This is a genomic window from Glaciihabitans sp. GrIS 2.15, assembly GCF_035984695.1.
GTDB lineage: Bacteria > Actinomycetota > Actinomycetes > Actinomycetales > Microbacteriaceae > Lacisediminihabitans.
The window spans coordinates 94,137-117,823 of record NZ_JAXCHU010000010.1 but is presented as its reverse complement, the minus strand read 5'-3'; the positions used below and the strand labels follow the sequence as shown (position 1 = coordinate 117,823).

Genomic DNA, 23,687 nt, shown 5'->3' with positions numbered 1-23,687 from the left:
CCAAATGGCTTGCCAAACGCGACCACCACTCCCACTGGCCACAACCCGAACACAGCCCCCAAATCCGCCTTCAAACACTTAACTGAACGGTATTGGTCTTAGCCGTGATCCCCGGCAGAGAAGATGGTTTCGAGCACACCTTTGTTGAGACGAGAGCCATGATCACGACAAGGCCTCAGTGCCGGATACCCCCTGCCAACAATGTGCAAGAACTTGGCGAAGATACTGCCAGCGGGTGAGTCTTAGTGCTCCTTATGTATCGCGGAGTTCGACCTGAATGGCCTGTGTTTGGAGCAGGGTCGCGGCGGCCTGCGTTCCCCGAGTGGCGCGGATGGCTGCTCCAAGGCGCATTGCTTCTTGTCGGTAGGTGCCGTCAGCCAGTACTTGTTCGATGGCGGCACGGATCTGAGTTGGCGAGGAGGAGGACGCCAGCGTGACTCCTGCGCCGTTCTTTTGGATTGCGTGTCCGATAATTTCCTGGTCGAACATGAGATTCATCGGCAGGATGAGTAGTGGCAGGCCGTGTGCGAGGGCGAGCATCGTGGTTGAGTGCCCGCCGTGCCCGATGACGAGGGAGACGGTGGGCATGACCTCGGCGTGGGGGAGGTAGCGGTGCATTTCCGCGTTCGCGGGGGCACGTAGTTCCTCCGGGTCGATGGCGGGACCGGTCGTGACCACCGCATGCACGGGCAGATCTGTGAGGGCGTCGAGTACATGCTGGAGCGCTTGGGTCTGCCCCGCGATGTAGGTCGTGCTCAGGCTCACCAGGATGTTAGTCACGGATGGTTGCGCCGCGGTCTCGACGGCCTCAGGGATTGCCGGTCCGGTGTAGTTGAGCGACAACGGCGAGCCGGGCTGTGGGGGGCGGTCAAGTTCTTTGAGGGTCGCGGCGACGACGAGCTCGGCTCCTGCCCATAGCTTCCGTGGGCGCAGGCCGACGATCCGTGCGACCATGCCAGGGGCGCCACCGGCCATCTTCTGGTCGATAGCGTCAAAGAGGGAGTGCATGAGCACGACATGGCGGAGCCCTGCTCGCGAGGCCGCGTCCAACGCTCCGAAGAGCAGACAGTCGATTACAACCAGATCGGTCTGTGTCTTGTCGACGTCCGCGATCAGGTCACGGCCGAGACCCCGACCTATGAGCAGGCTGAGGAAACCGAGAGTGTTCTTGAGGCTGTCGCGTTTGCCGATCGCGGTCCACGACCTTGGCCTGCTGTAGGCGGTGAAGTCAAATCCTGCCCGCTCAAGGGCCAGACGCTGCTGCTCTTGGCCCAGAAAGCGCACTTCCTCACCCCGATGCTGCATCTCCTTCGCTATCTCCATTGCCGGGCCGACGTTGCCGCCACCGTCCCAGGTGACGAACAGGAATCGAGACATCTCAGCTCTCCTTTTCACGTGACGCGAGGATCGCATCCACCAGCTGCCGCATCCGTTGTTCTGTCTGGTCGCGGCTGAGGCCGCGGTCGCGGCGCAGCAGTTTCCAGGTGTAGACGTCCGTCGCAACGCTCAAAAGATCAGTAATGGCCGGACCCGCAGTTTCGGTCCGGTCGAAGAGTTGCGGCCCAAACACGGTCTCCACCCACGTGCGGTGGATCTGTTTGCCAGGCACGGTGATGCCGCGGATGCGTTCGTTGGATGCTTCCTGACCTAGAAGGGTGACCACCCAATCGCCGCGGGTCTCGTAGTGATCGACGATCACCTGCACCGCCTCGGTAACGTCGCCGACGGGCGCGGCACGTTCAGTGACAATCTCGGCGCTCGCGAACGTCACGGCTGAGTCGAACAGGCGATCTCTGGTCCCGAAGTGACGAAGAATTGTCTGCACCGTTACTCCGGCGCGGCCCGCGATCTCAGCAAGAACAATCTCGACAGTGAGTTTTTCGGTTGCAAGTTCCACGGTGGCTCGTAAAATCTTCTCCCGCGTCCTGGCAACGGCCATCGATCGGTTGGACATCGAATAACCACGCTCAGAGTGCCCCATCGGTCGCCTTCGCTGGAGAGACGGCACAATTATGGGGTCCATCGGCAAAGGTCACGATCAGTTGGGTGTGTGAGTGCGACATAGGTGGCATCGTCATGACGGGTATCGGGACATTGCGTGGATCAGAAATTCGATAGTGCGGTCATGGCGAGGTTCACCATCGCAGACTTGGGTGCGTCCCGGTCAGCCGGCGTTTTCGCGCCGAGGCTCGTCGATGTGATGGTGAAGCCGCGGGTAGCTGTTCGGACGAACATCGTGTCGATGGTGCCGTTCCAGAAGGCGTCGACGCCGAGCCCGTCGATGTGTTCCCGGCTGGATTCGAGCTGTTGGATGATGTTGTTCATGTTGGTCTGGTCGAGGAACTCGTGGACCAGGAGCTGCTGGCCTTGGTCTGCGGTAGCGGCGTAGACACAGTCAGCGGCGGTGCCACCGGGCTGGGTCATCGGCTCGCCCATCGCGGTCGTGACGTCTGAAACGGTAACCAAACTGCACGCGCCGACGGCGCCGAGTCCGCTGTCCGCAAAAGCAACAGACGTTGATCTACCAGCGGCCGTAATAGTTGGATCCGAGGGCGTGGTGCTGCATCCGGCGAGATAAGGCTGCCAGCCAGACCGAAAACCACAGCTGCGAAAATGCGCGAGCAGGGATATTTCACGATGTGCTCCTTTACGAGACAACCCAGCAGTTGTTGGCCGAGGGTCAATCCAACCGGGATTGGCTAGCCCGGTACTCCAATTCGTGTTAACTACAACTAACACTAATTTGACCAACTTGTCAATGATGCTCCCGGGTCGCCTTTAGCCGTTAGGGCTCACGCATCAACCATGCTGTGCTGGCTCGGGCATATGGGCCGGCCCTGGGAGGATCAATTGATTTTCAGGCGCGAGTTCTAAGGAACCCGCCGAAGGTGACGTCGACGTGGAAACGGTAGTGGCCAAGCCTGGCAGCCAACGTCCGCCAGCGAGACGAAACTCAAATGAATCAACGAGGAATCCCCGTCCGGTTTCAAGGAGTGTTTTCTCCGCGGTGAGCCAACCCCCCTCCGTCGAGCGTGCGCGACCCAGCAAATCGATGACCACGAAACCGTCGCCCCGGGTGCCATCCGGCCAAGCAATTCACGATCGCAGCCACGCCGATGCTCGATCCACTGCGCAGAAACACTCATGGCCGCAGGGCTAACAGCGCAGCCACCACCATCAACTCATGGAGTCGGGCTCATTCTGAATAGCCGATTGGCAACCGAAGTTGTGCCAGCAGGCCGGACTTCCACCGCTATAGATCTGGTGCCCAACCTGCGAACGGCGGAGCGCATCGATGCTGTGTCAGTGAGGAACCTCGTGCGAGGCTCCTTCAACATTTTTGACCGTTTTGAGCCGCGTCGATGACGCAGAACCGGTTGCCTTCGGGATCCGTGAGGATGACGTAGTCAGCATCCAATGGCCGCTTATCCCAGTGGATCTCAGTCGTACCAAGCGCCAACAGCCTCGCAACCTCCTCAGCTTGCTGCTCCGCGTAAAGGTCGAGATGAATTCGTGGTGGAATTGGCGCCTGGGAAGCATGCATGTCAAGCGAAAGATTCGGTCCGTTGCCGACCCGTGGGCGAAGCATGACAAAATCCGCGTCCGGATCATCACGCGGCACGTAGTCGAGCGTCGCGGACGAGATTATAAGTTGACGTTTCGGGCCGTCTACTCGGATCACGATCGAGGCCACACGGATCATGCAACCCCCGGATTGGACAATCGCCAACGCCCGAAATCCGTACCTTCCCTGATCAAAAAGGTATAACTAGTTATACTGGGGTTATGAAAACAGCGATTTCGATTCCGAACGGCGACTTCGAACGCTTCGAGCGCGTAGCAGCACGGCACGGCATGAACCGGTCAGAGTTCTATCGCATCGCTGGCAATCGCCTCGCGGAAGAGTTAGAAGGCGAAGCCGAGCTGACTGCGCTTGCCAACTCGGTCATCGCCCGCGTCGGACAACCCGCCGCAGATAGCCCATTCCTTCGGGAATCGGAGCGCACCGTGCTTGAAGGTACGAGCTGGTGATCTCCCACGGCGATGTCGTCTGGGTCGACTTCGGGTCACCGCGTGGTTCTGAGCCAGCAAAGCGCCGTCCGGCCGTCGTCATGCAAGAGCAATGGCTTCTCGCCACTGAGATCGCGACGGTGCTTGTCGTTCCACTAACCTCGAACACCGCGCTCGAGGCGTTTCCCGGTAACGTGCTAGTGCCGGTCGATGCGTCTGGGCTTGGGCAGGACTCCGTTGCAGTGGTGTCGCAGGTGGGCCCGGTCAGCCGCGAGTTCGTCGAGCCCTATCCCGTCGGACGTGTCCCGAGCTACGTACTCTCCAAGATCGCCGAGGGGCTTCGCCTGGTCTTGGGCATCTGAGGCGCACAGCATGCGCGCCAGCCCGGCAGGCGGTTCCCATTCGGTTACAGAGTCGTAGCGTTGAAGTTTCACGGTCTCTCGTCTGCAGCCAGTGCGTGAGTGCATTCGATGTGTTATTGAGCGTCTCAAATAGCACGGACCCTAAGCCTTGACGCGTGAACCTCGGATTTAACGCCAGTAGCACTACTGCTAATCGATTTTTGGATTGCAGCCACGGAATTAACGCCAAGTCGATAGCGAAACCGCCGCGACCAGCCATCTGTTTCGACTTCCCATGAAGCGGGTAACCACAGGCAAAACCAACTGCAGGGACGTCATCACGTTGACGCGCATGCCCATCAAGGCGAGCGGATGAATGTGCGACATCCGGGGCTTCGCTCACAGGTGGCAGCCTCGACGCCGATTCATGTAACGCTTCGATTTGAGCGGAGTCCGCCAAGCCTGCAGCTGAGCTTGATGCTCCTCTAGTCGACAGTCTCGTTCCATTCAAATATGCCCTCAATGGTGGTGTTGAAGAGGCGGGCCAGTTTGAAGGCAAGGGCAAGACTGGGTGCGTAGCGGCCCTTTTCGATGGAGATTATGGTTTGCCGGGATACGCCCACCTGTTGTGCAAGATTCTCCTGGGACAAATGGCACGCGCGGCGATGTTCAGACAGCGAGTTCTTCACGCGTCTCGGCTATGCACGTGAGAGCAATCGTCCATAGCGAATCCAAAACCATGCGATGCCCAAAACTGTTACACCGAGGCAGGCCAGACCTGGGCCAAATGCGTTGGCGTTGATCAGGTAGGCCCCCAATCCGGTGGTCATAATCAACTGGGCGGGGAAGGCATCTGAGCGAGCATTGATCGCCAGGCCTCGCTCAATACTTTCGGGCTGTCGGTGCGGGTCCGCCGTTCGATGGACTTGCGGACCAGAAGTGATCCGATTCCGCTTGAGAAGACGATTAGGCCGTTCAGCACCGAGGGTATCCAGGCGAATTCGTTGAGAAGGACATGGGCCAACGCTCATATACAAATTTAACGCCAGAAGACTGCTGCCCAAAAACCAGGTCCATATTCTCAAGGCATGCCTTTCTGTAAAGTTACCTTTACAGTCAAATCATCACATCCCGATGCCCGCAAAGAGACGGTAAGCGCGACAGGTCTGGGCGTTACGACCAAACCACCGGCCGTGCCGACGATGTGTGCGATGTTTCCTGGCCGGTAGCCGTGTTGATTCGAATAGGGTGCGGATATGACCTTGCGTGCGACGGCTTCACTTCCGTCAGCTGTTTACGCGCTTTCATTGCCCCAGGGCGCCGAAATGACCGTTGGCCAGTACCTACCGGGGGGTCACGCTTCATTCGTTCGTGTGATGAATCCGGTTCGCGGCCAGGGGATCACCGCCCGCTCTTGGGCGTCGTATGCCGCCGGTTCTGTGAAAGTCGATGCGACAACGCGCTGGAACGATCTGGTCGATGGATCGAGTCCGGATCGCCCGGACAAGGGAACTATTGATCCCGAGGTGGCGGTGACGTTGTCGCGAATACTCCGTTCACACACCCGAACCCCCACCGACTGCTACTTCCTGGTCTGGGAAGGCTATGCAGGATTGCGAGCCGATGTGCTGACGGCTGCCAGAGTCGAACTGCCGTTGGCGCGTTGGATGTTCGTTCTCACCGGCGACCTGCGGGACGGGATCGAGACGGTCGGCGAGTCAGTCGGAGGTCGTACTGCCCAATGGTGGCTGCCTGCTGATGGTGCATGGGCGGTAGGCAACGACCTCTATGGTGCGAGTGTGTACGTTTCGGGCTCTGCGGAACTGATTGAAGGCATCCTGGCCGCCGACGACATCGAGGCCTATCGGGCCACGGCATCAATGGTCATTGTTGCCGAAGAGTTCGAACCGTGATCGAAGAGGGTCAGGCCAGAAGGGGTCGAATGGCCAATCATTGGGAGACCGAAGTGGAACAGCCACGAGTTGCACCTTGTCCTCGTACGTGATTCTGCCGGGGCTCGAAGTCCGCAACTCGACCGATGGATTAAGCGGCGATCGAGGAGTCGAAGATAGGCGCGGGTCACTGTCATCTGGTCGACGGCGGACTCTACGGACCACGACCGAGCTCTCGGACTGACCACTGCGTCGTAGCAATCGGATCGGACCGTTGTCGGATCGGCGACCTGAGCTAGTCGAGGGTAAGTTGGGGGATGTGACTAGCCGAATCGGGCGCATCGCCCTGATCCTCGTCGGAGTGATCGCTCTGATCATTGGTGGAGTATTTGCCGGGCAGGGCATGAACCTGATCCCGGGGAGTTTCATGACGGGGAGCAGAATGTGGCTTTCCATCGGGCTCGTTCTCGCCGTCGCTGGCATCATCCTGATTGTGCTCGGCCTACGCCGACCAGGGCACGGTCGAACGAACAGGTGAGACTCCCACTGTCGCGAGCCGAGTAAGAGCTCCGACGTACGCCTGCCAGAAAGACGTGTCGCGGGGTTTAATTTGAAGGGGCCTACCCCTCCTCCGAGGATGGGCTACGTTTCCCGTCTCCGGAGACAGCTCCAACATCGAAGCCCGCCGCATCGGGCTGACCCTCCACGGCGCTTCGATCTCGGAAGACCAGTACCAGAGCCTCGATCTCGAGCCCGCGGAATACTGCGAGCGTCCCCGACGATCCAATTCACTGCTGCTGTTCCGACCCTGCAGCCTGCTCAGGCGAGCATGCTCGCCGAAAGACCCACACCGTCGACGGTAGGTCCGTGTCGAGCGACGGCGACCCTCAGGATGCCAGTGCCACACTCCGGAGAGCATGTGCCGGTATCAGGGAACGGATCGCTCAGCGCGCCGGTGATCGGCTGGTTGATGCCCTTGAGAGTCTTACAACTCTGGGTCTGCCAGTCAGTCATCGCGTCGTAGCCCTCCTTCGAAGAGACGACCGTGGTCGCCACCGACGTCGATCCGATAGCGGCACTGCCTCCAATTGATTATTTTCGGCCGGGCACGGCGCGCTGTGGATATTGGCGACGCGCTCTAATCCGGCCGCCATCTTGGCCTAGTGTGAAACAGCCGGCGAGCGCCCACTGAGCAGACCGTCGAAACAGTGTGACCGGAGAGATCCCCATCGACAAGACAGCACTCGTTGCGCCCGCGGCCCCCGATGCGCTGAGGAGTGCCGCCAGTTCGCCCGTTGCCGACGTACTCCGCGGTCTCGAGACGAGTGCGAACGGTCTGACGTCCGAAGAAGCTACCCGCCGCCTTGCCTCCGTCGGCCCTAACGCGGTTCGCGCACATCGAGCTCGGCCGTGGGTGGTTCTTGGTCGGCAGCTGAAGAGTCCCATCCTGATCCTGTTGTTCGCGACAGCGATCGTCTCGGCGTTTCTCGGCGACGCCACGAACTCAGTAATCATTGCGGTCATCCTTGTCGTCAGTGTGGGCCTCGGCTTCGTCAACGAGTTCCGTGCCGAGCGAGCCGCAGATGCGCTGCACGACCAGGTCAGGTATCGTGCGGTCGTTCTTCGCAACGGCGAAAAGCACCAGGTCGATGTCGTCGACCTGGTGCCTGGCGACATCGTGACGCTGAGTGTTGGCTCGGTTATTCCCTGCGATCTGAGGCTGCTCAGTAGCAAGGACCTGCAATGCGACGAGGGTATTGTGACCGGCGAGTCGATGCCGGTCGCGAAGGATCCGGCACCCATTGCGTCCGTAGCGGGTATCGGTGATCTCGACTCCTGCCTACTCATGGGCACAGTAGTGCAATCGGGCAGTGGCACCGGTGTCGTTGTCAGTACCGGACCGCGCACCATCTTCGGCCGAATCGCGGTCGGTCTCGCAACGGCTCAACCGCAGACAGAATTCCAGAAGGGCCTCAGCCGCTTCTCGTTGCTCCTCCTCGAGGTCGCGATCGTGCTCACGAGCCTGATCTTCGTCGCGAACCTCCTTTTGCAGCGCCCGCTGATCGAGTCGCTGCTGTTCTCCCTGGCAATCGCGGTGGGGATCACGCCGCAGTTGCTTCCGGCGGTGGTCAGCACAAGCCTTGCCACCGGATCCCGCGCCCTCGCCAAGAATAAGGTGCTGGTGAAGCGCCTGGTTTGTATCGAAGATCTGGGGGATCTTGATCTGCTGGTCACCGACAAAACGGGCACATTGACAGAGGGGCGAATCAGCTTCACCGCCGCGATCCCCGCCGACGAATCCGTGACTGCTGACCAACTCTTCCGCTGGGGTTTGCTCTCAACCGAGGCCGACTACACGAAACCTCATCCCTCCGTTGTGGGCCTAAACGCTCTGGACACCGCCCTGTGGCAGAGCCCCCAGGCAGCCTCATTTGTTTTGGGCGGTTCGCATCAGTTGGACCTGCTTCCGTTCGACCACGACCGACGAATGACAAGCGTGCTTTTCGCCGACGCTGACAACTCTCCGCTACTGATTGCCAAGGGCTCAGCGGAGGATATCTTCCTGCGCTGCTCGGCGGTCTCCGCGGATGCCCACTCCACTCTCGAGGCGCAGTATGAAGAGGGCGCGCGCGTAGTCGCCGTTGCAACCCGCACTGCGCCCGGTCTGGACCATATCGAAGCTACCGATGAGCGGGACCTCATCTTGGCCGGTTTTCTCGTATTCGTCGACAGGCCAAAGGCCGACGCCCGCGCATCCCTCGAACAGCTCGCCAGCCTAGGTATCGCGGTCAAAATCGCGACCGGCGACAATGCCAAGGTCGCCGAGAAGGTCTGCGCCGACCTGGGAATGGTCTCCGGTGGCACTCTGACCGGCGGGGACATCGACGCCCTCAGCGACACCGAACTGGCCGAAGCGGCCCGTGGTGTAACCATTTTCGCCCGTGTCTCCCCAGAGCAGAAGGCGCGGATCATCGATAGCCTCCGCGAGAAGGGGCGCTCGGTCGCATTCCTCGGCGACGGCGTCAACGACGCACTGGCCCTGCACCGGGCAGACATCGGCATTTCCGTCGAGAGCGCGGCCGACGTTGCCAAGGATGCAGCCGATGTGCTGCTGCTCGAGAAGGACCTCAGCGTGCTCGCCAACGGCGTGATGGAAGGTCGCCGCATATTCGCCAACACGATCAAGTACGTCCTGATGGGCACCTCCAGCAACTTCGGCAACATGTTCAGCGCCTCCGTTGCATCAGTGGTCCTGTCGTTCCTTCCCATGCTTCCCGGGCAGATCCTGCTGAATAACCTGCTCTACGACGCCGGTCAGCTGGCGATCCCGAGCGATCGGGTGGACCATGAGCAGCTCGAGGCACCGTCACACTGGGACATCCGGTTTATTCGCCGCTTTATGCTGCTCTTCGGGCCGATCAGCTCCCTGTTCGACTTCGCTACGTTCGCTCTCATGCTCTTCTTCTTCACCGCCGCACCGTCCGAATTCCGATCAGGCTGGTTCATCGAATCGATCGCAACACAGACACTCATCATTTTCGCCATTCGCACTCGTCGTGTTCCGTTCTTTCGCAGCCGCCCGTCGCTCGGACTCACCCTGGCGTCGCTCGGCGTCGTCGCCATTGGCGTCTGGCTGCCGTACTCGCCTCTCAATGGGGTGCTCGGTTTTGTGCCACTTCCGGCCCCGTTCTTCCTGGCTCTGGTCGGGATGGTCGTGCTCTACCTCGTTCTTGTGGAGTTCGCGAAAAGGTGGTTCTTCGCCCGGGCCGACCAACGGGTTGTGGCGGCGCCCGTGCGCCGCCGTGGGTACCCGCACCGGGTCGCCCGACGTGCATCCCGCTTCACCACGAAGTCGCCACACGCAAGGACCTGATCGACTACTGCCCCCAAATCTCGATGCGGATCGTGGAGACCAGGTGATGGTCGATATCGAGGACCGTCGTCCCGCCGGGAGTCCTCCGCTACCAGAACCGGGGCGAATGACCCGTCACGGTCCCGAGGAATCGCCAGTTCGAGAACACCAACGGGTGCCTGCCCTCAAGCGCCACTGCGACCTCACCCCCGCAGATATCCGCGCCACACCAATTTTGAACCAACACATCAAAACGGTGTTGCACTTGAAACCGCCGTTCAACAGCATGGGCCGTTATTTCGCCTTTGGGCGGCTGTCTGCTCCTCGAAATAGTTGGCGACCGGGGCGCTACTGGCGTTCGATCGGGGATGAAGGCGCGGGAAGTTCCACACGGGTAATTACCCAATCAAGCTTGTTCATCGAAAGAGAAAATGTGACATTTGATTTATGTCTAAAGCAAGTGGAGTGATGTCGGACCAGACCCTTCTGGACCGCACATTCTGGGTCGCGTTGATCCTGAAGGGGCTCGATGGTGCGCTCGAAATCATTGGCGGTGTCTTGCTTATGCTCGTGTCGCCTGCGCAGCTCGGCCAGCTGGCCCGCTTCCTGACCCAGCATGAAATTTCCGAGGATCGTCACGACCTGATTGCAAATGCCCTGTTGCATGTGACGAGTGGTCTCACCGGAGGCGCGACCCTGTTTGGGGCGATTTACCTCCTGCTGCATGGCCTCGTGAAAGTCGTGCTGGTGTTGGCGATCCTGAAAAACAAGCTGTGGGCTTACCCCTGGATGGTCGCATTTCTCGTAGCATTCATCCTGTATCAGGGCTATCAGCTCATCGTGGGATTTTCGTGGGGACTGGTGCTCCTCACGGCTTTCGACATTTTCATCGTCGTTCTGACAATCCGCGAGTACGGCAACCATCGTCGGCGTTCGCTGGGGAAAGATCGAAACGCGGTTCCTGCGACCGCGGAACCACGGAAGTAAAACGTATGGCTCGCGCTTCCCGCGACTCGCTCGACCGCGGAATGGGCCACGCAGCGAGGTGCGCTGAGTCAATGGCGATGTCGGGCCAGAGCCCGCTGCGATGATTGGCCGAGATTCTAGAGGGATGCCCGGATCGCCCAAGCACGAGCGATCAGGGAAATCGAGCCATCGGTGTTGGTCTGGATTCGATCGCGCATACTCTCCTTCAGGGCAGCCTGTTTGTCGGGATCGAGCGAAACCAGATAGCTTGGCCCTGCACCCTGGCCGCCGGTGAACGGACTCCACAGGGCCTCAAAATCCGCGAACGGAGTCTCGATTTCCAGCGGGACTACCTCGGGATCGTCGAGCCCAGCGTTTGTGAACGCGGCCACCAGCGCTCCGGGCCGACAGAGCGGGAAGCGTCTGCCCTCATCCATGCTCCCGCCGGGATCGACCTCATCTGCTGCCTCCCAAAACACGCGAAGCATGTCCATGCCCCCGCCGTAATCCCAGACGTAGGCGCCGACTATTCCGCCTGGCGCTACCCGTTGCATTTCGGAAAGCGCCGCACGCAGATCAGGAATGAAATTCAGCACTAGTCCCGAAACGATGATGTCGGCCGACCCGTCGAGCAGGGGGAGGTCTTCCGCGGGCGCCTGATGCAGTGTTGCGCGGTCGCCGAGCCGCTGGGTTGCTGCGCGAACGAAACCAGCGGAGGGCTCCACCCCGTTGACGGAGGTGGGATCTTGGGTGTCAAGGATCGCCTCCGAGAGGGCTCCGGTGCCGCACCCGACATCCACCCACCGGAGTCCGCCGGGCAGGTCGAGCCAATCCAGAAACTTGACCGCAACGAGGCTGCTCCATCGTCCGATGAACCGCTCATACGCGTCACCGTGCCCCCAATTGTCCCGGACAGCGCCACCGCTCATCGCGCCACTGTACTGCGACAACGGCTTCGCCGGGAAAGTTCGAGTCCTCAAGGCAGGTCGAGACTTTCGCGGGCGAACCACGTGCTGACCTTGTAACGATGTGCACGGGGTCGATAGGAGTGACAGCCGCTGACGGGATAGCCAAGGCGACAGATCCGAAGTCGATTGCGCTGCCCCGGACAAAGCCGGCTATGTGTGGCATGGGAACCCTCAATGGGAACGCCACGCTCTCCCAGCCCCGTCCAACTTTCCTACAATCGGGATTGAGTCCAGTCCCCGACGGTGGAGGAAATCGTTAGGGGAAGTTCAACTGCTGACGGGTCGATTTTCGTGGGCTGGGGGTTGTTGCTTACTGGGTTCTGAGCCGTGCTGAGCATCATGAAAAACTCTGGTCGTGTTCGAAGTTTTTTGATCGGCGGCCAATGCGGTTTCGACGATTTCCCTAAGCCGGTTCCGTGCCCTGTAGTAGCGGCTCCGTGCGGTGGTCGCTCGAAGGCGAAGGAGGCGGCTCGCCTCAACGAGGGTGAATCCGTCACAGTGCACCAGCATGATGATTTCGCGATCCGACACCGATAGTTCAGCTATCGCGGAAACGATCGGCGAGGGTGAGTCGGTGGGATGACCCTCGACTGTGGGTGACGAGCAGTTTTCGGGCGATCCCGAACATCCACATCCGCCCTTCCTCGTCGTTGTCAGGTATCGACCGTGCACGGCGCCACAAGCCAAGCCAAGCAAAGGAAGGAACCACTGCATCGGAAAATGAGGCATCTCCCCTACGAACATAAAGCGAAACTGCTGTGAAACTTGCGGCCGTCCCACCATAACCGTCGCCCCCCTTCTCGGATTGAACAGACGCGAGCGAAGCCCATCTCAGTCCGAGAAGTGAAGACAGTGTGGCCGCTCCGACCAACAGACCAGACGTCCGAGCCAGAACGAACACCCATTTGGTTATTGTGGCTGGCGGCGTCGCAAGGGTATAACGGTCTGTACGCGGGGGCCATTCAATGGAGCACTCAGTGACGCAGATAGTTATGGACCCATCCCAAAGATTCGGTTTTCGCCGACCTCCAGACCTTGAAGTGAAATTTAGAGCAGCGGCCGCGAAACTGCTCAAGTCTGACGGCTGGGTAGACCCGGCGGCCGAGGGAGGGACCAGGCATCTCGTCGCCGATCTGGCACTTGAGGGAGGCGGGGTCAAAGGCATCGGGCTGGTAGGGGCAATCCTCGCCCTCAGCGATGCCGGCTACACGTTCCGCGGCGTCGCTGGCACCAGCGCCGGCGCGATCGCGGCAAGCTTGGTCGCTGCGCTATCGCTCCCGGGCCACGACATGGCCGAGTTGAAGCCAATCATGGACAGCCTCGTCTTTGAAAAATTCATGCCGAATGGCAGACTGCATCAATTTCTTGACAACCATTTCGGGCCCCTGGCCGATCGTGTAGTGGATGCATCGATATTGCTTCGACGGCCCGGGATCTACAGCGGCGACTACCTCACAGAATGGTTGGGGCCAGTTTTGGCGGGTCTGGGTGTCGACAAATTCTGCGATCTGAAGTTATCGATATCGGGCGATTCTGGCATGAGCCTTCCCGCCGGACACGAATACAGTCTGGTCGTCCACACCTCGGATATCACTCGGGAGTTGCTTGTCCATCTGCCGTGGGAATACGGCAACTATGGCCGAGTTGCTGACGACATGGTCGTCGTCGATGCCGTGCGGGCGTCCATGTCCATCCCGTTCTTCTTTGATCCGGTTGCATTTCCTACCTACCCAGTCGATATCGCGCTACCGCTGCCGGATGGATCGTTCATTCAACGCCACTATGAAGGAGGAACAGTTACTTGGGTAGATGGTGGGATGCTGAACAATTTTCCCATTCATGCCTTCGACAGGGTTGATGGCAAAGCCCCGCGCTGGCCAACGATCGGCGTGAGACTTTCCGCATTGCAGACTTCATTCCCGCCGGACAGGAAATGCGAAAATAGTTTGTCGATCGCGAGCCAAAGCCTTCACACCATGCTGAATGAGGGCGACTCGTACGGCGTAGACCCAGCCACGGCCGGTCGCACGATCTTTGTGGACAACGCTGGCATCAGTACGACTGATTTCGACATCGATAAGAAACAGCAGGACACGTTGTTTCTCAACGGCGTCAGCGCAGCAACGGACTTCTTGATTCTGATGGCGGACTTCAACCACGGGAATGTTCCCCGGACATCGAACGACGGCAAGGCACTCGTTGATCGCCGCCGAGCGGCGGTCGAATGACGCACCGATTGCGGACGTGATTTCACAGTGCTCTCGGTGACGGATACGAGGTCTTTTTTGGCATCGAAAGGAGCCCGTAAGCGGAACGCTCACTGGGAATGCAGCGGCCGATAATTTGTCTGGTTTGTAGCGTCGAGGCTCAGCAACGCGTGGACGCGACCCTCCTCGGCCGGGAGGAGCCTGAATCCGAGGCGACGCAACACGCTGAGCGCGCCGCCGTTGCTTTCAGCCGTTTCCGCTCGCACCGCGCTCGCGCCACCAGCGGCCGCTTCCAGAAGGACCGCAGTCATGACGGCGGATCCGATCCCATGCCCTCGACTGGATCGCGTGAGCCAGATTCCCGTCTCGAACACGTGCGGTTGGTCAGTCAGCTTCAAACGGACTGAACCAATTACTTCGCCGGACACGACGACAGCCCAGGTGGCCTCCCCCGTGGGTCCGGCAAGGCCCTCTCGATTGGCTCGATGGTAGTCGCGAAGCCACGCAATTCTTGCCGGCGTCCATTCATTGGCCGCGGACAGGGGTGGTGTCACCTCGTCAGCTGAGGCGTCCGTGATTGCCGCGTCCACAATTTGATCGAGCACCGCGTCATCGACAGGGATCAACTCGGGCATCAGCTGGTCGGCAGGCGTCACAGGAAGGACCCTAGCCGACAGGCTCATCGCTCACTCGATCCCAAGCAGCACCGACACCCGCTGTGAGAACGATAAGCAGGACATATCTGCGGCGAATTTAAGCGCCGACAAAGCGTGTTGGTGCTGCGTCACAGGGGAACCCCGACCGGGTTGGGAAGTGGACTCGTCTTATCCGTGAAAAAAACGCTTTGAAATTGCGGGAGTGGCTGCGCGTTGCACGCAGCGCTGTCTGACACGGCACGCTCAGCAAAATCATCTCTCAATGAAGGGGCCATCTGCTGCGCGTCATTAACTGACGGCGATGTCGATCTGTGACGTCACCTCGTGTAGAAACCGGGCGTGGTCGAGGCCGGACGTCGGGCCGATGCCGGGAGGGAGGTCGGTCATGAAGTCGAAGTGTCCGGCGTTCTGGTACACGTGAATTTCCACCGTAGTGGGCGCTGAGCGAAGGATCTCGGCTGTTGATGCGGGAGTGATGGGATCTTTCGCCCCCGCGAACACGTCTATCGGCACCCTGACCTCCGCCAGCGCCCCTGGGGCCTGGAACCAGCCGACGGTGGGCGCGAGCAATACCAGCCGCGTCACCCGTTCCTCGGCAGGAACCGGAATCGGCTGGCCGGCGCGATCCCAGGGTTGTGCTCCGGCCAGGCACAGGACCGCCCAGCCACCCACCGAATGCCCGGCGGCGACCACGGGCAGATCGGTGTGCTCGTACTCCGAGAGCGCTGAGGTCAGGCTCTGCACACGCTCAAGCAGCTGCTCGGTCGTCACCGTGCGCGGGTCGAAACGCCCATTCGTGGGCGCCAGCACCGTGAACCCGGCCCTTGAGAGAGCATCGAGCACTGTGCTGTACCGCCGCGGGTCGCCGCCGGCCCCCGATCCGAACAGCACAATGCCGCGAGGGGCATCAGCTTCGAGGATAAGCATCCGGCAAGCCTAGGCTCGCTCTACCTGCTGCTTGCAACTGGGACGGTTACTGAAACAGCCCGAGCGCTTCGCTGTACCTTCTTGGGTCATCCCGGGTTTCCGCGGTTAACAGCAGGGCGTGCTGCCCAATGACTCTGGTGAAACTGCCTGTGCACGGAATGACGACGACCTTGCTCAGTCCCGCTTGCCATGCCGGGATCAGGGCCGCGAATGAGACCCGCTCTGGTTCTTCTTCCGAGGTCTGGTAGCGACTATTTGAATTGGCCTCGAACTGAGCTTGATTCCAGACCAGCTATTGGTCCGTGAAAGCATCGTCGTTGAAGGCATCACGCCAGCTCGGACCGAAGAGCTCATGCAGTGTGGGGCAAGATCCTCTCCGGCTGGCTGCAGACTCCACGCTTCACGAACCCAGAGCAGGTCAAGCAGTGTCTGCGAATCGTTTTCGATGGTGAGGACCATGTCGTGTGGCCAGGGATTGCTGGGAATCGGAACGGACGAAAGCATCTAATTCTCCTCCGGGAAGGGCTCTCACTGAGTCTCACCTGAACCGAGCCGTACACGCAACCTAGACCGTCGCTTCCCTGCCCAACGATCCCGTTATCTGCCCATCGAGAGGACACCAGAATTCCCCGTAAGCGGAAACTCAATTGCAGGCAACGTTCGAGGGCTGCGAAGTTTTGGCTCCGGCACTGGGTCTAGCTTCGCACCTGTAGCGTGACGTCGGGAGCGTTTACGGCTTCCAGAAGCTGGGACGGGGCACCATGAACGTTGCACTGAATGATGAATTAGACCGCATTTTCGAGGCTCGCGATCGTAACAATATGGCTCCGACCATCGCCGCGCTGCTTCCACTGCGCGAGGAGCATCCACACAACCCACGTGTCCTGTACGAGGTCGGAGGTGCATACGACACCGCAGGCGAGGAAGCCATTGCCCTGGAGTTCTATGAGCAGGCCATGAGCGAAGGCCTCGTCGGTGATTTGCGACGTCGCTGTTACCTGCAATATGGAAGCACTCTTCGCAACCTCGACCGCCTTGACAAATCCATGGCAGTCTTCGCAACTGCCCGGCTGGAGTTTCCAGACTCCGTGGCGCTTGGTGTTTTCGAGTCCCTCACCTTCCACGCCGCCGGCAACACAAACACCTCTCTTGGTTGCCTTCTAAAACTTCTTGCCGACCATGTGCACGCCGAAGATTTGGACCGTTACAAACCCGCTATCCGAGGGAACGCAGAGTATCTGATCTCACTCGACACGCCCTCCACAAAGGCAAATCCCTCCGATGTCGACTTGGACGGCTAGTCACCAGTAGAAGTTTGCTGGCTAGAAAATTCACAACGATTGTTCGCCCGCTAGCCGGACGGCCACCGGGCGGCTCTTACGGTGACCGCGAGTCATAGTCAAGGTGATCGATTTTTGGTCCTCAGGCACTGATCCGAGCACCAATCTCGACAGCTGACCGCAATTTCACCCAGACCGGCCAGGCCGCTCTATAAACCGGTACCAGCATGTGAGGGCACCAGCCTCATGTCACCGAGGTCGCGCCTTTTTTACAACCGTAGAAACTCTGCTGGCTCAGGCTTAACCTTCGGTGAACTTATGCTGCCCAGCGGGACATCATCTTCAGCTCCTGCTCCAGCTCTTGCTGTTGCTTTTTCTGGAGGGCGGTGGCGTGTTGTTCGGCCAAGATGGCAGCCTGAATTGTGCCAGCTAATACAGCCTGACCGGCAACGGTCGGGTGAACGTCATCGTCCTGCATCAGCTCCGGATGTCCGCCGAGCGGTTGTCCGATATCGAGGTAGTGGCCCCCGACCGCCGTCACGGCCTGCTGCACCTGGGAATTGATGTCGGCGAGCTGGGCGGGCGGTTCTGTCTCTGACCAGACTGTGCTCAGGCCGATGATTTCGGCGTTCGGGAACTCGGAACGCAATAGCGCGAGGGCGGTGACGGTCGCCGCGAGCAGCTGGGAGTTCGATTCTCCGAAGTCGTTACTGCTGCCCTCGATAATGATGAGATCCGGGTGGAGGGCGGCGGTCGAGCGGCTGATGTCGACGAAGGTATCGCCGCACTCGTCCGGATTGCCCGGGGCGAGAAATCCGGCTCCATTACAGGCGAGAGTGGTGAGATCCCAGCCGTTGCTGGCCGAGATGAGCTCTGGCCAGGCATCCGCCGGAGTGAGTCCGAAGCCTTTCATGATCGAGTCTCCGATTGTCAGTACTTGCATTGGCGCAGCAGCGGGAACGGGAACGGGGGCGGGTGGGGTGGGAGAAGGTGTAGCTGTTGGGCTCGGTGTCGTCGTGCTGTTAGCGGAAGCAGGAGGGCTGTGGTTGGGGCTAGATGCTGCCGAGGGGCTCGTGGTCGTCGATCGTGCGCCCGCCGCCGAGGTCAATGCCACTCCGGTGATGACGGAGCAGCAGGCGACGGTCGCGACGGCAATGGCTATGCCGCGCGACCAATTGCGCGTTGCTGAGATTGACATCGGACTTCCTTCCGTTCATCAGACCGTGAGGTCGAGCCAACCCGACTCTCTCGTTGTACTTGCGAAGTTTTAGTGCCGAAGGGGAATCGGATATGCCTCCTATGAGGCGTGAAGCGAGCCTCGGAGGTATCAGCGCGCACGTCGATCACTCTGTTCCGGCGCCCTTGACTTGTTCGGATGTCATTCCGCCCGCATTGTCAGGTTCTTCGAGGTACCCCGGAAGCAGGAGGGGCTGGGCGTGCGCCTGGCGTCTGAAATGTTTCGGTGTTATCCATTGGTGCTGCCGGTCGTTCCAGACCCGGGGGCCCCGGGCGCGCCGCCGGGCCGGGCGCCGAAGCCGCGGGCGCCCTCCGAGACGCTGGTCGCAGCGATGTCTCCGTTCGAACCAGCGGCACCAACCACCGCTACCTTTTGGCCGGCCTTAAGTGCCGACAGGGTGGTGGTGTTCGTCTTGCTGATCCGCGTAGAGCCCGAGGTCGTGATCGTCTTCGTCGTGCCATCCTGCGCTGTGACCACCATTGTTGTGCCGGTCACAGAGACGATGGTTCCGGAGGTGAGGCCGCCGCCAGCGAGCCGGGTACCGCCTGTTCCGCCGCCCACTCCTCCGTTAGCACTCCGAGAGGTCCCGCTGACATTTGACGCCTGTGCGGAGGAGGCGGTCGCGTGCCCGATCAACACTCCCCCGAAGACGCCAATCATCAATACGGCGAGGAGCGCGAGAGCTGGGGTCAGCCACTTGCGGCGTGTTGCAGCGGGAGCCGTCGGCCTACTCGACACCGGTTCCGGGATGGGCGGGATGGGCGGCGATGTGGACTCAAAATTGTTCGACATGGCATCTTTCATTTTTCTTATGGTGGTCACAGTTCTTAGGAAGGAACGGGGTCAGATCGCTCGCAGTGCCTGAATGGGTCGCATCGCCGCCGCGCGGGCGGCGGGATAAACCCCGAAGAAGATGCCGATGGCTACCGAGACTCCGAGCGCCAACGGGATCGAATACGACAGCACGACCGGTTGCGTGCCGTTGAATGGGAGCTGGGCCCCGATCAGCGCTGTGATCACTCCGAGAACCCCGCCGAGCAGTGTGAGCGTCGCCGCTTCGACGAGGAACTGGCCGAGGATCGCCCCGCGGGTCGCGCCGAGGGCCTTGCGGATGCCGATCTCCCGGGTGCGCTCGGTCACACTGACAAGCATCACGTTCGTCACCCCGATCCCGCCGACGAGCAGGCTGATAGCCGCGACAGCCCCGAGGAGCACTGTGAAGCTCGCGGCACTTGTAGCGGCCGTCTGCAGCAGTGAACCTTGGTTGATGATCGTGTATGGCTCGTTTGCGGTGTCTGTGATTCCGAGAAGCTGGTTGAGAATCACCTCGACCTCGCCTTGGGCTGCGGCGACGGCGTCAGCGTTTTTCGCCTCGACGGTGAGTGAGCTGACTGCACCGTAGCCGGTGAATGAAGCCTGTATGCGACTGATCGGGGCAATGATCACCGAGTTGGGGTCGGTGAATCCGACACTTCCCTGTTGGGCAAGAATGCCGACGATCGTCAACGGGGTTCCTCCCACGGTCACCTGCTGCCCAAGTGCTGAGCCAGAGGGGAACAACTCGCCGGCGAGCGTGGTGCCGATCACCGCGTCCTTGGTGGAGTTTGTGACATCTGCCGCGGTGAAAGCAGACCCGGTGGCGATCGAATTGGTACCGACTGTGAAGTAGGCGGGCGTGGTGCCGATCACCGAAATCGAAGTCTCCGACGCGGTCGTGGAAGCGACGGTGAGGCTGCCGGCGACCTGCGGGATAACTTCCCTGACATGCCCGAGCTTCGCGGCCTGGATCTGCTCCCCGACGGTGGTGGTGATCTTTTTCGCCCCGCCCGTCCCGGTTGCACCGCCCCCGCCGCTGGGACGCACGGTGAGGGTGTTCGTGCCGAGTTGGGAGATGGCGGAGTTGACCGTTTGGGCCGATCCGTTTCCGACCGCAAGCAGCAGGATTACCGAAGCGACGCCGATCATGACACCGAGGAGGGTCAGCACAGATCGCAGCTTGTTCGCGGTGATGCCGCGCAGGGCGGAGAGGATCATTTCCACAAAGCTCATGACCGAACCCCCACCGATTCGCTGTGCTGGAGTGTGCGGTCAGCCACGATTAGTCCGTCGCTGAGGGTGATGATCCGGTGGGACTGCTCGGCCACGTGTGGTTCGTGGGTGATGACGATGATCGTGCGTCCCTGAAGCGCTAGATGATTGAACATGTCCAGGATCTCGTCGGTCGACGCGCTGTCAAGATTTCCCGTGGGTTCGTCGGCGAGCAGCAGGGTCGGGGAGGTGACCAGGGCCCGCGCTATAGCGACGCGTTGCTGTTGCCCGCCCGACAACTCTTGAGGCTGGTGGTTTGCCCGCGAGCTCAATCCCACGCTGTCGAGGGCCTCGTGGGCACGCTCGCGCCTTTCCGCGCGGCCGACCCGGCCATAGACGAGGGGAAGCTCCACGTTGGCGAGCGCAGACATCCGCGGCACCAGGTTGAAAGACTGGAAGACGAACCCGATCTGCCGGTTCCGAATCCGTGCCAACTGGTTCTCTTCCAGGATCTTCACGTCGTTTCCCGCCAGCCTGTACGTGCCAGACGAGGCGACATCGAGACAGCCGAGCACGTTCATGAGGGTCGATTTCCCCGATCCCGATGGCCCCATGATGGCCACATAGTCACCCTGCGCCACATCAAGACTGATGCCGCGAAGAGCGTGAACTGCAGCATCCCCGGTGCCGTAGACCTGAGTGATATCCGTGAGCTTCACGACCGGGACCGCTGACCGGCCATCATTCAGCGACATCAGTTGCCGCTCCCGGTCGACTTGCCACCCGCACCGCCACCGCCGAGCCCACCGCCCCCGGTGCGGCCACCGAATCCCCCTCCGTTGCCGCCGAAGCCGGTGCGCCCAGTACCCGGCGTTCCGGTGGTCGTGGCAGCCACTACACCGAGCGAGACCGTCTGGCCAGCCTTAAGCCCGGTGAGGATCTGCGTTCCAGCAGTACCGATAATGCCGAGGGTGACGGTGACCGGGGTGATTTTGCCGGTGCTTCCGACAACCTTCACCGTCGAGACTCCATTGGCCATTGTGATCGCAGCTGCCGGCACATAGAGCGCATCGGCGGCCGAGCTTTTTGTCGTGATCGCCACCGTCGCCGTCTGGCCAAGACGCAAACCGGTCGGAATCGAGGCAAGCGTGATCGTCGTCGCGTACGTCACCACGGAGTTACTCGTCGTCGCAGTTGGTGCGATCGCTGTCACCGTGGCTTCGGCTGTTTGCCCCGGCACGGCGGGGAAGGTTACGACCGCTTTTTGACCGACCGTAACCGAAGAGATATCTGCCTCGGCGATGCTGGCGCTCACCGTCATGGCCGAGATATTAGCAATCGTCGCGAAACTGGACCCTGAGCTAGCGGAAGATGTTCCGCTAGCTGCTGTGGCACTGGCCGATTCGGTAGTGGATGCCGACGATGAGCCCGAGCCCACAGTCTGTCCCACTGACTCGCCGAGAGCGATCACCACTCCTGCCATCGGCGAGGTGAGCGTCGCGTTGGCAAGATTCGTTTCATCTCTCGCCAGATTCTGGGTGTTTGTTGTCACCTGATCGAGCGCCGTCGCCACCTGTTGTTTCGCACTGTTAGTGCTCGAGATGGATTGGGCCGTCGTGCTGTTTGCGGTCACCGGCGCAGCCTCGACGGCGGCAAGTTCGCTACTTGCATTGGCGTACAGCGAACGCGCTTGGGAAGACAGCGTCGAGTCGTTATTCACGATCTGCTGAAGCGGACCAGTTCGCAGGGTACCGAGTACCTGCCCTGCCGTGACTGTCTGGCCGAGTGAGACATCCACCGATGCAATCACGCCCGAGACAGCGAAGGAGCTGGTTTGTTCGGTGACCGGAGCGGTCGATCCAGTCGCAGCGATGGTGTTGCTCACCACACCTTGTTGCACCGTGGAGGTGAGTTGGGTGGCTGCGTTCGATGAATTTGAGACAGGAAACACAAAAAAGTAGGTCCCTGCTAGAGCGCCGACGACCACAATGGCAAGGGCACTGTTCACCACCACGGATTTTCGAAATTTCATTTTTCAAAGCTGCACGCGCCGACTATGAAATCTGTTAGAGCAACCTGTGCGCGGCCCGTGCGTGTCCGAGCGCGGACTGTCGATCAAACTTTTACCGGCTAGCTCGGGGCGGGCTGGCTGTTCACGGTGGCAGAGCGGGCAGCTTCGCCCTCCCCGCCGCCATGTACTGAATGACTTGTGCCCGATGCGGCCCCGCAAGCCGGACGCTCTGCGGGTAATCCCCCGCGGTTGTTGGGGGTCACGCGTGGGAATCTCGTTGCCTGCCCGTTTAGGTGGCTCGGAGCTCAGTCTCAGTTAGCTACCTGCTACGGGCGCCCTGGCGTAACGTTCGAGGCCCCGTGTGTTTTGGAAGTCTTTGCCTTTCAAAACAGCAGCCCAGTTCTTGCATTGACCTGATTTGCGAAGAAAAAGCAAGCTCGGGTTGGACTTACTTGAGCGGAATCAGATCTACAAGTCTCGAACCACTTGGGATGAGATTCAAGCGCTAACGGTGATGTTTTCAGATTCCGCGTGGTCTCGACTTGAACGCCTGTTATGGAACTGTCTGGGATCTGACAGAAAGTTCGAGTCCTCCCGGCAGGTCGAGGGGAACACGCCGGTCTAGCGCGATCGTGTGAAGTCCTTTGTGAGATCTTTGATCGTTTTTCATTGACCATCCCACGACGACTCTTTCCGCTGACGAAGCAACCCTCAAGAAGCCGAAACCACACCATTCACAGGGACGAAACCGGCGATCCCGACCGGGTCCGCAGCCGATGCAAATTAGTCGGCTAAGCCGGGCGATCCGCAATCGGTGGTGGTGCATCCGCCCCGAGGGCTCGTTCTCTGTTTGCCTGACTGAGATCTGTCAGCGCCCCCAATTCGTCGTCCGACGCACCTTCCAACGCGATGAGTCGGTCGTCGGCGGCGGGCTGGGCACGGAGAAGTTCGTCGAGCTTTCTCTGGGTTACCGCCTGCTGTCGAGCCTGAGTGTGCTGGAGTGCGAACACCATCACCACCGTGACGGATGAGCTCGTAACGTAGAGCACATTGTCCCACCACGGAGGAAATGCCGTCGCGATGCCGACCGCGACCCAGAGTACGAGAGCACCGGCGGCACTCAACCCCGCCGCGGCGTGTTCACTAACTGTGCCGATACCGTGCAAGATACGGCTACTCCACTGTTTGTCGCGCCCTGCGATCGACTCAATCCGCGTCACCAGACGGGATTGATCCAGCCGATGTCGGTGGTCCGCGTTCATCGATTCGTTGCCGTTGTCGGTATTTGCCACGCTGGAGAGAATAAGTGG

Annotated in this window: 26 protein-coding genes and 2 pseudogenes; 10 read left to right on the top strand and 18 right to left on the bottom strand. The window is 60.4% G+C overall.

From position 1 onward, the window contains the following. Positions 1-252: 252 nt before the first annotated feature. The 5 genes and pseudogenes from RCH11_RS14545 to RCH11_RS14530 form a co-directional block, all read right to left on the bottom strand. Entirely contained in the window at positions 253-1,377 is a 1,125-nt protein-coding gene (locus RCH11_RS14545; RefSeq protein ID WP_327057731.1) for a glycosyltransferase, read from the bottom strand. A 1-nt stretch (position 1,378) separates the two neighbouring features. Next, on the bottom strand, positions 1,379-1,771 hold the full coding sequence (locus RCH11_RS14540; RefSeq protein ID WP_327057730.1) for a hypothetical protein: 393 nt from the start codon (positions 1,769-1,771) through the stop codon (positions 1,379-1,381). A 15-nt stretch (positions 1,772-1,786) separates the two neighbouring features. Continuing rightward, a pseudogene (locus tag RCH11_RS18225) lies at positions 1,787-1,939 on the bottom strand (TetR family transcriptional regulator); the annotation flags it as partial. Between the two features lie 164 nt (positions 1,940-2,103). Then, complete coding sequence (locus RCH11_RS14535) at positions 2,104-2,424, bottom strand: hypothetical protein (RefSeq protein WP_327057729.1); 321 nt, start codon at positions 2,422-2,424, stop codon at positions 2,104-2,106. Between the two features lie 907 nt (positions 2,425-3,331). Beyond that, on the bottom strand, positions 3,332-3,703 hold the full coding sequence (locus RCH11_RS14530; RefSeq protein ID WP_327057728.1) for a VOC family protein: 372 nt from the start codon (positions 3,701-3,703) through the stop codon (positions 3,332-3,334). An 83-nt stretch (positions 3,704-3,786) separates the two neighbouring features. Here RCH11_RS14530 and RCH11_RS14525 point away from each other — a divergent pair, with 83 nt between their 5' ends. Then, positions 3,787-4,032 (top strand): CopG family transcriptional regulator, encoded by a 246-nt coding sequence (locus RCH11_RS14525; RefSeq protein ID WP_327057727.1) that lies wholly within the window; start codon positions 3,787-3,789, stop codon positions 4,030-4,032. Next, positions 4,029-4,373 carry a type II toxin-antitoxin system PemK/MazF family toxin gene (locus RCH11_RS14520; protein WP_327057726.1) on the top strand — a complete coding sequence of 115 codons (345 nt, stop codon included), beginning with the start codon at positions 4,029-4,031 and terminating at the stop codon, positions 4,371-4,373. Before RCH11_RS14525 ends, RCH11_RS14520 begins: the two co-directional genes overlap by 4 nt. Positions 4,374-4,837: 464 nt before the next feature. Here the strand turns inward: RCH11_RS14520 and RCH11_RS14515 are convergent, their stop codons facing one another. Then, on the bottom strand, positions 4,838-5,041 hold the full coding sequence (locus RCH11_RS14515) for a helix-turn-helix transcriptional regulator (RefSeq protein ID WP_327057725.1): 204 nt from the start codon (positions 5,039-5,041) through the stop codon (positions 4,838-4,840). Positions 5,042-5,728: 687 nt separating this feature from the next. Here RCH11_RS14515 and RCH11_RS14510 point away from each other — a divergent pair. Continuing rightward, positions 5,729-6,265 carry a hypothetical protein gene (locus tag RCH11_RS14510; protein WP_327057724.1) on the top strand — a complete coding sequence of 179 codons (537 nt, stop codon included), beginning with the start codon at positions 5,729-5,731 and terminating at the stop codon, positions 6,263-6,265. Positions 6,266-6,563: 298 nt separating this feature from the next. Further along, on the top strand, positions 6,564-6,782 hold the full coding sequence (locus tag RCH11_RS14505) for a hypothetical protein (RefSeq protein ID WP_327057723.1): 219 nt from the start codon (positions 6,564-6,566) through the stop codon (positions 6,780-6,782). A 281-nt stretch (positions 6,783-7,063) separates the two neighbouring features. On the opposite strand, the gene RCH11_RS14500 is transcribed toward RCH11_RS14505, so the two are convergent. Then, positions 7,064-7,300, bottom strand: a complete 237-nt coding sequence (locus RCH11_RS14500) for a hypothetical protein (RefSeq protein ID WP_327057722.1) — start codon at positions 7,298-7,300, stop codon at positions 7,064-7,066. A gap of 154 nt (positions 7,301-7,454) precedes the next feature. Here RCH11_RS14500 and mgtA point away from each other — a divergent pair, with 154 nt between their 5' ends. Next, the gene (gene mgtA, locus RCH11_RS14495; RefSeq protein WP_327057721.1) at positions 7,455-10,118 is read left to right on the top strand and encodes a magnesium-translocating P-type ATPase; all 2,664 of its coding nucleotides are present in this window, start codon (positions 7,455-7,457) and stop codon (positions 10,116-10,118) included. Between the two features lie 16 nt (positions 10,119-10,134). Here mgtA and RCH11_RS18220 read toward each other — a convergent pair. Continuing rightward, positions 10,135-10,267, bottom strand: a pseudogene (locus RCH11_RS18220) (transposase); the annotation flags it as partial. A 5-nt stretch (positions 10,268-10,272) separates the two neighbouring features. Here RCH11_RS18220 and RCH11_RS14490 point away from each other — a divergent pair. Both RCH11_RS14490 and RCH11_RS14485 read left to right on the top strand, forming a co-directional pair. Next, a complete protein-coding gene (locus RCH11_RS14490; RefSeq protein WP_327057720.1) occupies positions 10,273-10,566 on the top strand; it encodes a hypothetical protein in 294 nt (97 codons plus the stop codon). Further along, on the top strand, positions 10,545-11,084 hold the full coding sequence (locus RCH11_RS14485) for a DUF2127 domain-containing protein (protein ID WP_327057719.1): 540 nt from the start codon (positions 10,545-10,547) through the stop codon (positions 11,082-11,084). Before RCH11_RS14490 ends, RCH11_RS14485 begins: the two co-directional genes overlap by 22 nt. A 116-nt stretch (positions 11,085-11,200) precedes the next feature. Here RCH11_RS14485 and RCH11_RS14480 read toward each other — a convergent pair whose 3' ends face one another. Next, entirely contained in the window at positions 11,201-11,992 is a 792-nt protein-coding gene (locus RCH11_RS14480; RefSeq protein WP_327057718.1) for a class I SAM-dependent methyltransferase, read from the bottom strand. 306 nt (positions 11,993-12,298) lie between these two features. Next, positions 12,299-12,745, bottom strand: a complete 447-nt coding sequence (locus RCH11_RS18215) for an RNA polymerase sigma factor (RefSeq protein WP_442789054.1) — start codon at positions 12,743-12,745, stop codon at positions 12,299-12,301. A gap of 263 nt (positions 12,746-13,008) precedes the next feature. Here RCH11_RS18215 and RCH11_RS14475 point away from each other — a divergent pair, with 263 nt between their 5' ends. Further along, positions 13,009-14,259 (top strand): patatin-like phospholipase family protein, encoded by a 1,251-nt coding sequence (locus tag RCH11_RS14475; RefSeq protein WP_327057717.1) that lies wholly within the window; start codon positions 13,009-13,011, stop codon positions 14,257-14,259. A gap of 89 nt (positions 14,260-14,348) precedes the next feature. Here the strand turns inward: RCH11_RS14475 and RCH11_RS14470 are convergent, their stop codons facing one another. Continuing rightward, the gene (locus RCH11_RS14470; protein WP_327057716.1) at positions 14,349-14,894 is read right to left on the bottom strand and encodes a GNAT family N-acetyltransferase; all 546 of its coding nucleotides are present in this window, start codon (positions 14,892-14,894) and stop codon (positions 14,349-14,351) included. Positions 14,895-15,182: 288 nt separating this feature from the next. Beyond that, positions 15,183-15,821, bottom strand: a complete 639-nt coding sequence (locus tag RCH11_RS14465; RefSeq protein WP_327057715.1) for an alpha/beta hydrolase — start codon at positions 15,819-15,821, stop codon at positions 15,183-15,185. A 761-nt stretch (positions 15,822-16,582) separates the two neighbouring features. Here RCH11_RS14465 and RCH11_RS14460 point away from each other — a divergent pair. Then, positions 16,583-17,122 carry a tetratricopeptide repeat protein gene (locus tag RCH11_RS14460; protein WP_327057714.1) on the top strand — a complete coding sequence of 180 codons (540 nt, stop codon included), beginning with the start codon at positions 16,583-16,585 and terminating at the stop codon, positions 17,120-17,122. A gap of 295 nt (positions 17,123-17,417) precedes the next feature. On the opposite strand, the gene RCH11_RS14455 is transcribed toward RCH11_RS14460, so the two are convergent. Further along, positions 17,418-18,044, bottom strand: coding sequence for an SGNH/GDSL hydrolase family protein (locus tag RCH11_RS14455; protein WP_327057713.1), 627 nt, complete (start codon positions 18,042-18,044; stop codon positions 17,418-17,420). A 37-nt stretch (positions 18,045-18,081) separates the two neighbouring features. Here RCH11_RS14455 and RCH11_RS14450 point away from each other — a divergent pair, with 37 nt between their 5' ends. Continuing rightward, positions 18,082-18,372, top strand: a complete 291-nt coding sequence (locus RCH11_RS14450; protein ID WP_327057712.1) for a hypothetical protein — start codon at positions 18,082-18,084, stop codon at positions 18,370-18,372. Positions 18,373-18,566: 194 nt separating this feature from the next. Here RCH11_RS14450 and RCH11_RS14445 read toward each other — a convergent pair whose 3' ends face one another. The 5 genes from RCH11_RS14445 to RCH11_RS14425 form a co-directional block, all read right to left on the bottom strand. Continuing rightward, positions 18,567-19,130, bottom strand: coding sequence for a hypothetical protein (locus RCH11_RS14445; protein WP_327057711.1), 564 nt, complete (start codon positions 19,128-19,130; stop codon positions 18,567-18,569). Between the two features lie 51 nt (positions 19,131-19,181). Further along, entirely contained in the window at positions 19,182-20,387 is a 1,206-nt protein-coding gene (locus RCH11_RS14440; RefSeq protein WP_327057710.1) for an ABC transporter permease, read from the bottom strand. Next, positions 20,384-21,121 (bottom strand): ABC transporter ATP-binding protein, encoded by a 738-nt coding sequence (locus tag RCH11_RS14435; RefSeq protein WP_327057709.1) that lies wholly within the window; start codon positions 21,119-21,121, stop codon positions 20,384-20,386. The genes RCH11_RS14440 and RCH11_RS14435 overlap by 4 nt, the downstream gene beginning before the upstream one ends. Continuing rightward, positions 21,121-22,398, bottom strand: coding sequence for an efflux RND transporter periplasmic adaptor subunit (locus RCH11_RS14430; RefSeq protein ID WP_327057708.1), 1,278 nt, complete (start codon positions 22,396-22,398; stop codon positions 21,121-21,123). The genes RCH11_RS14435 and RCH11_RS14430 overlap by 1 nt, the downstream gene beginning before the upstream one ends. A 770-nt stretch (positions 22,399-23,168) precedes the next feature. Further along, positions 23,169-23,669 carry a low affinity iron permease family protein gene (locus tag RCH11_RS14425; RefSeq protein WP_327057707.1) on the bottom strand — a complete coding sequence of 167 codons (501 nt, stop codon included), beginning with the start codon at positions 23,667-23,669 and terminating at the stop codon, positions 23,169-23,171. Positions 23,670-23,687 lie beyond the last annotated feature (18 nt).

Excerpts from the sequence above, each read along its gene's own strand:
- RCH11_RS14545 (WP_327057731.1), bottom strand. The coding sequence starts at position 1,377 with ATGTCTCGATTCCTGTTCGTCACCTGGGACGGTGGCGGCAACGTCGGC.
- RCH11_RS14535 (WP_327057729.1), bottom strand. The coding sequence starts at position 2,424 with ATGACCCAGCCCGGTGGCACCGCCGCTGACTGTGTCTACGCCGCTACC.
- RCH11_RS14530 (WP_327057728.1), bottom strand. The coding sequence starts at position 3,703 with ATGATCCGTGTGGCCTCGATCGTGATCCGAGTAGACGGCCCGAAACGT.
- RCH11_RS14525 (WP_327057727.1), top strand. The coding sequence starts at position 3,787 with ATGAAAACAGCGATTTCGATTCCGAACGGCGACTTCGAACGCTTCGAG.
- RCH11_RS14510 (WP_327057724.1), top strand. The coding sequence starts at position 5,729 with ATGAATCCGGTTCGCGGCCAGGGGATCACCGCCCGCTCTTGGGCGTCG.
- RCH11_RS14485 (WP_327057719.1), top strand. The coding sequence starts at position 10,545 with ATGTCTAAAGCAAGTGGAGTGATGTCGGACCAGACCCTTCTGGACCGC.
- RCH11_RS14480 (WP_327057718.1), bottom strand. The coding sequence starts at position 11,992 with ATGAGCGGTGGCGCTGTCCGGGACAATTGGGGGCACGGTGACGCGTAT.
- RCH11_RS18215 (WP_442789054.1), bottom strand. The coding sequence starts at position 12,745 with ATGCAGTGGTTCCTTCCTTTGCTTGGCTTGGCTTGTGGCGCCGTGCAC.
- RCH11_RS14465 (WP_327057715.1), bottom strand. The coding sequence starts at position 15,821 with ATGCTTATCCTCGAAGCTGATGCCCCTCGCGGCATTGTGCTGTTCGGA.
- RCH11_RS14460 (WP_327057714.1), top strand. The coding sequence starts at position 16,583 with ATGAACGTTGCACTGAATGATGAATTAGACCGCATTTTCGAGGCTCGC.
- RCH11_RS14455 (WP_327057713.1), bottom strand. The coding sequence starts at position 18,044 with ATGCAAGTACTGACAATCGGAGACTCGATCATGAAAGGCTTCGGACTC.
- RCH11_RS14445 (WP_327057711.1), bottom strand. The coding sequence starts at position 19,130 with ATGTCGAACAATTTTGAGTCCACATCGCCGCCCATCCCGCCCATCCCG.
- RCH11_RS14440 (WP_327057710.1), bottom strand. The coding sequence starts at position 20,387 with ATGAGCTTTGTGGAAATGATCCTCTCCGCCCTGCGCGGCATCACCGCG.
- RCH11_RS14435 (WP_327057709.1), bottom strand. The coding sequence starts at position 21,121 with ATGTCGCTGAATGATGGCCGGTCAGCGGTCCCGGTCGTGAAGCTCACG.
- RCH11_RS14430 (WP_327057708.1), bottom strand. The coding sequence starts at position 22,398 with ATGAAATTTCGAAAATCCGTGGTGGTGAACAGTGCCCTTGCCATTGTG.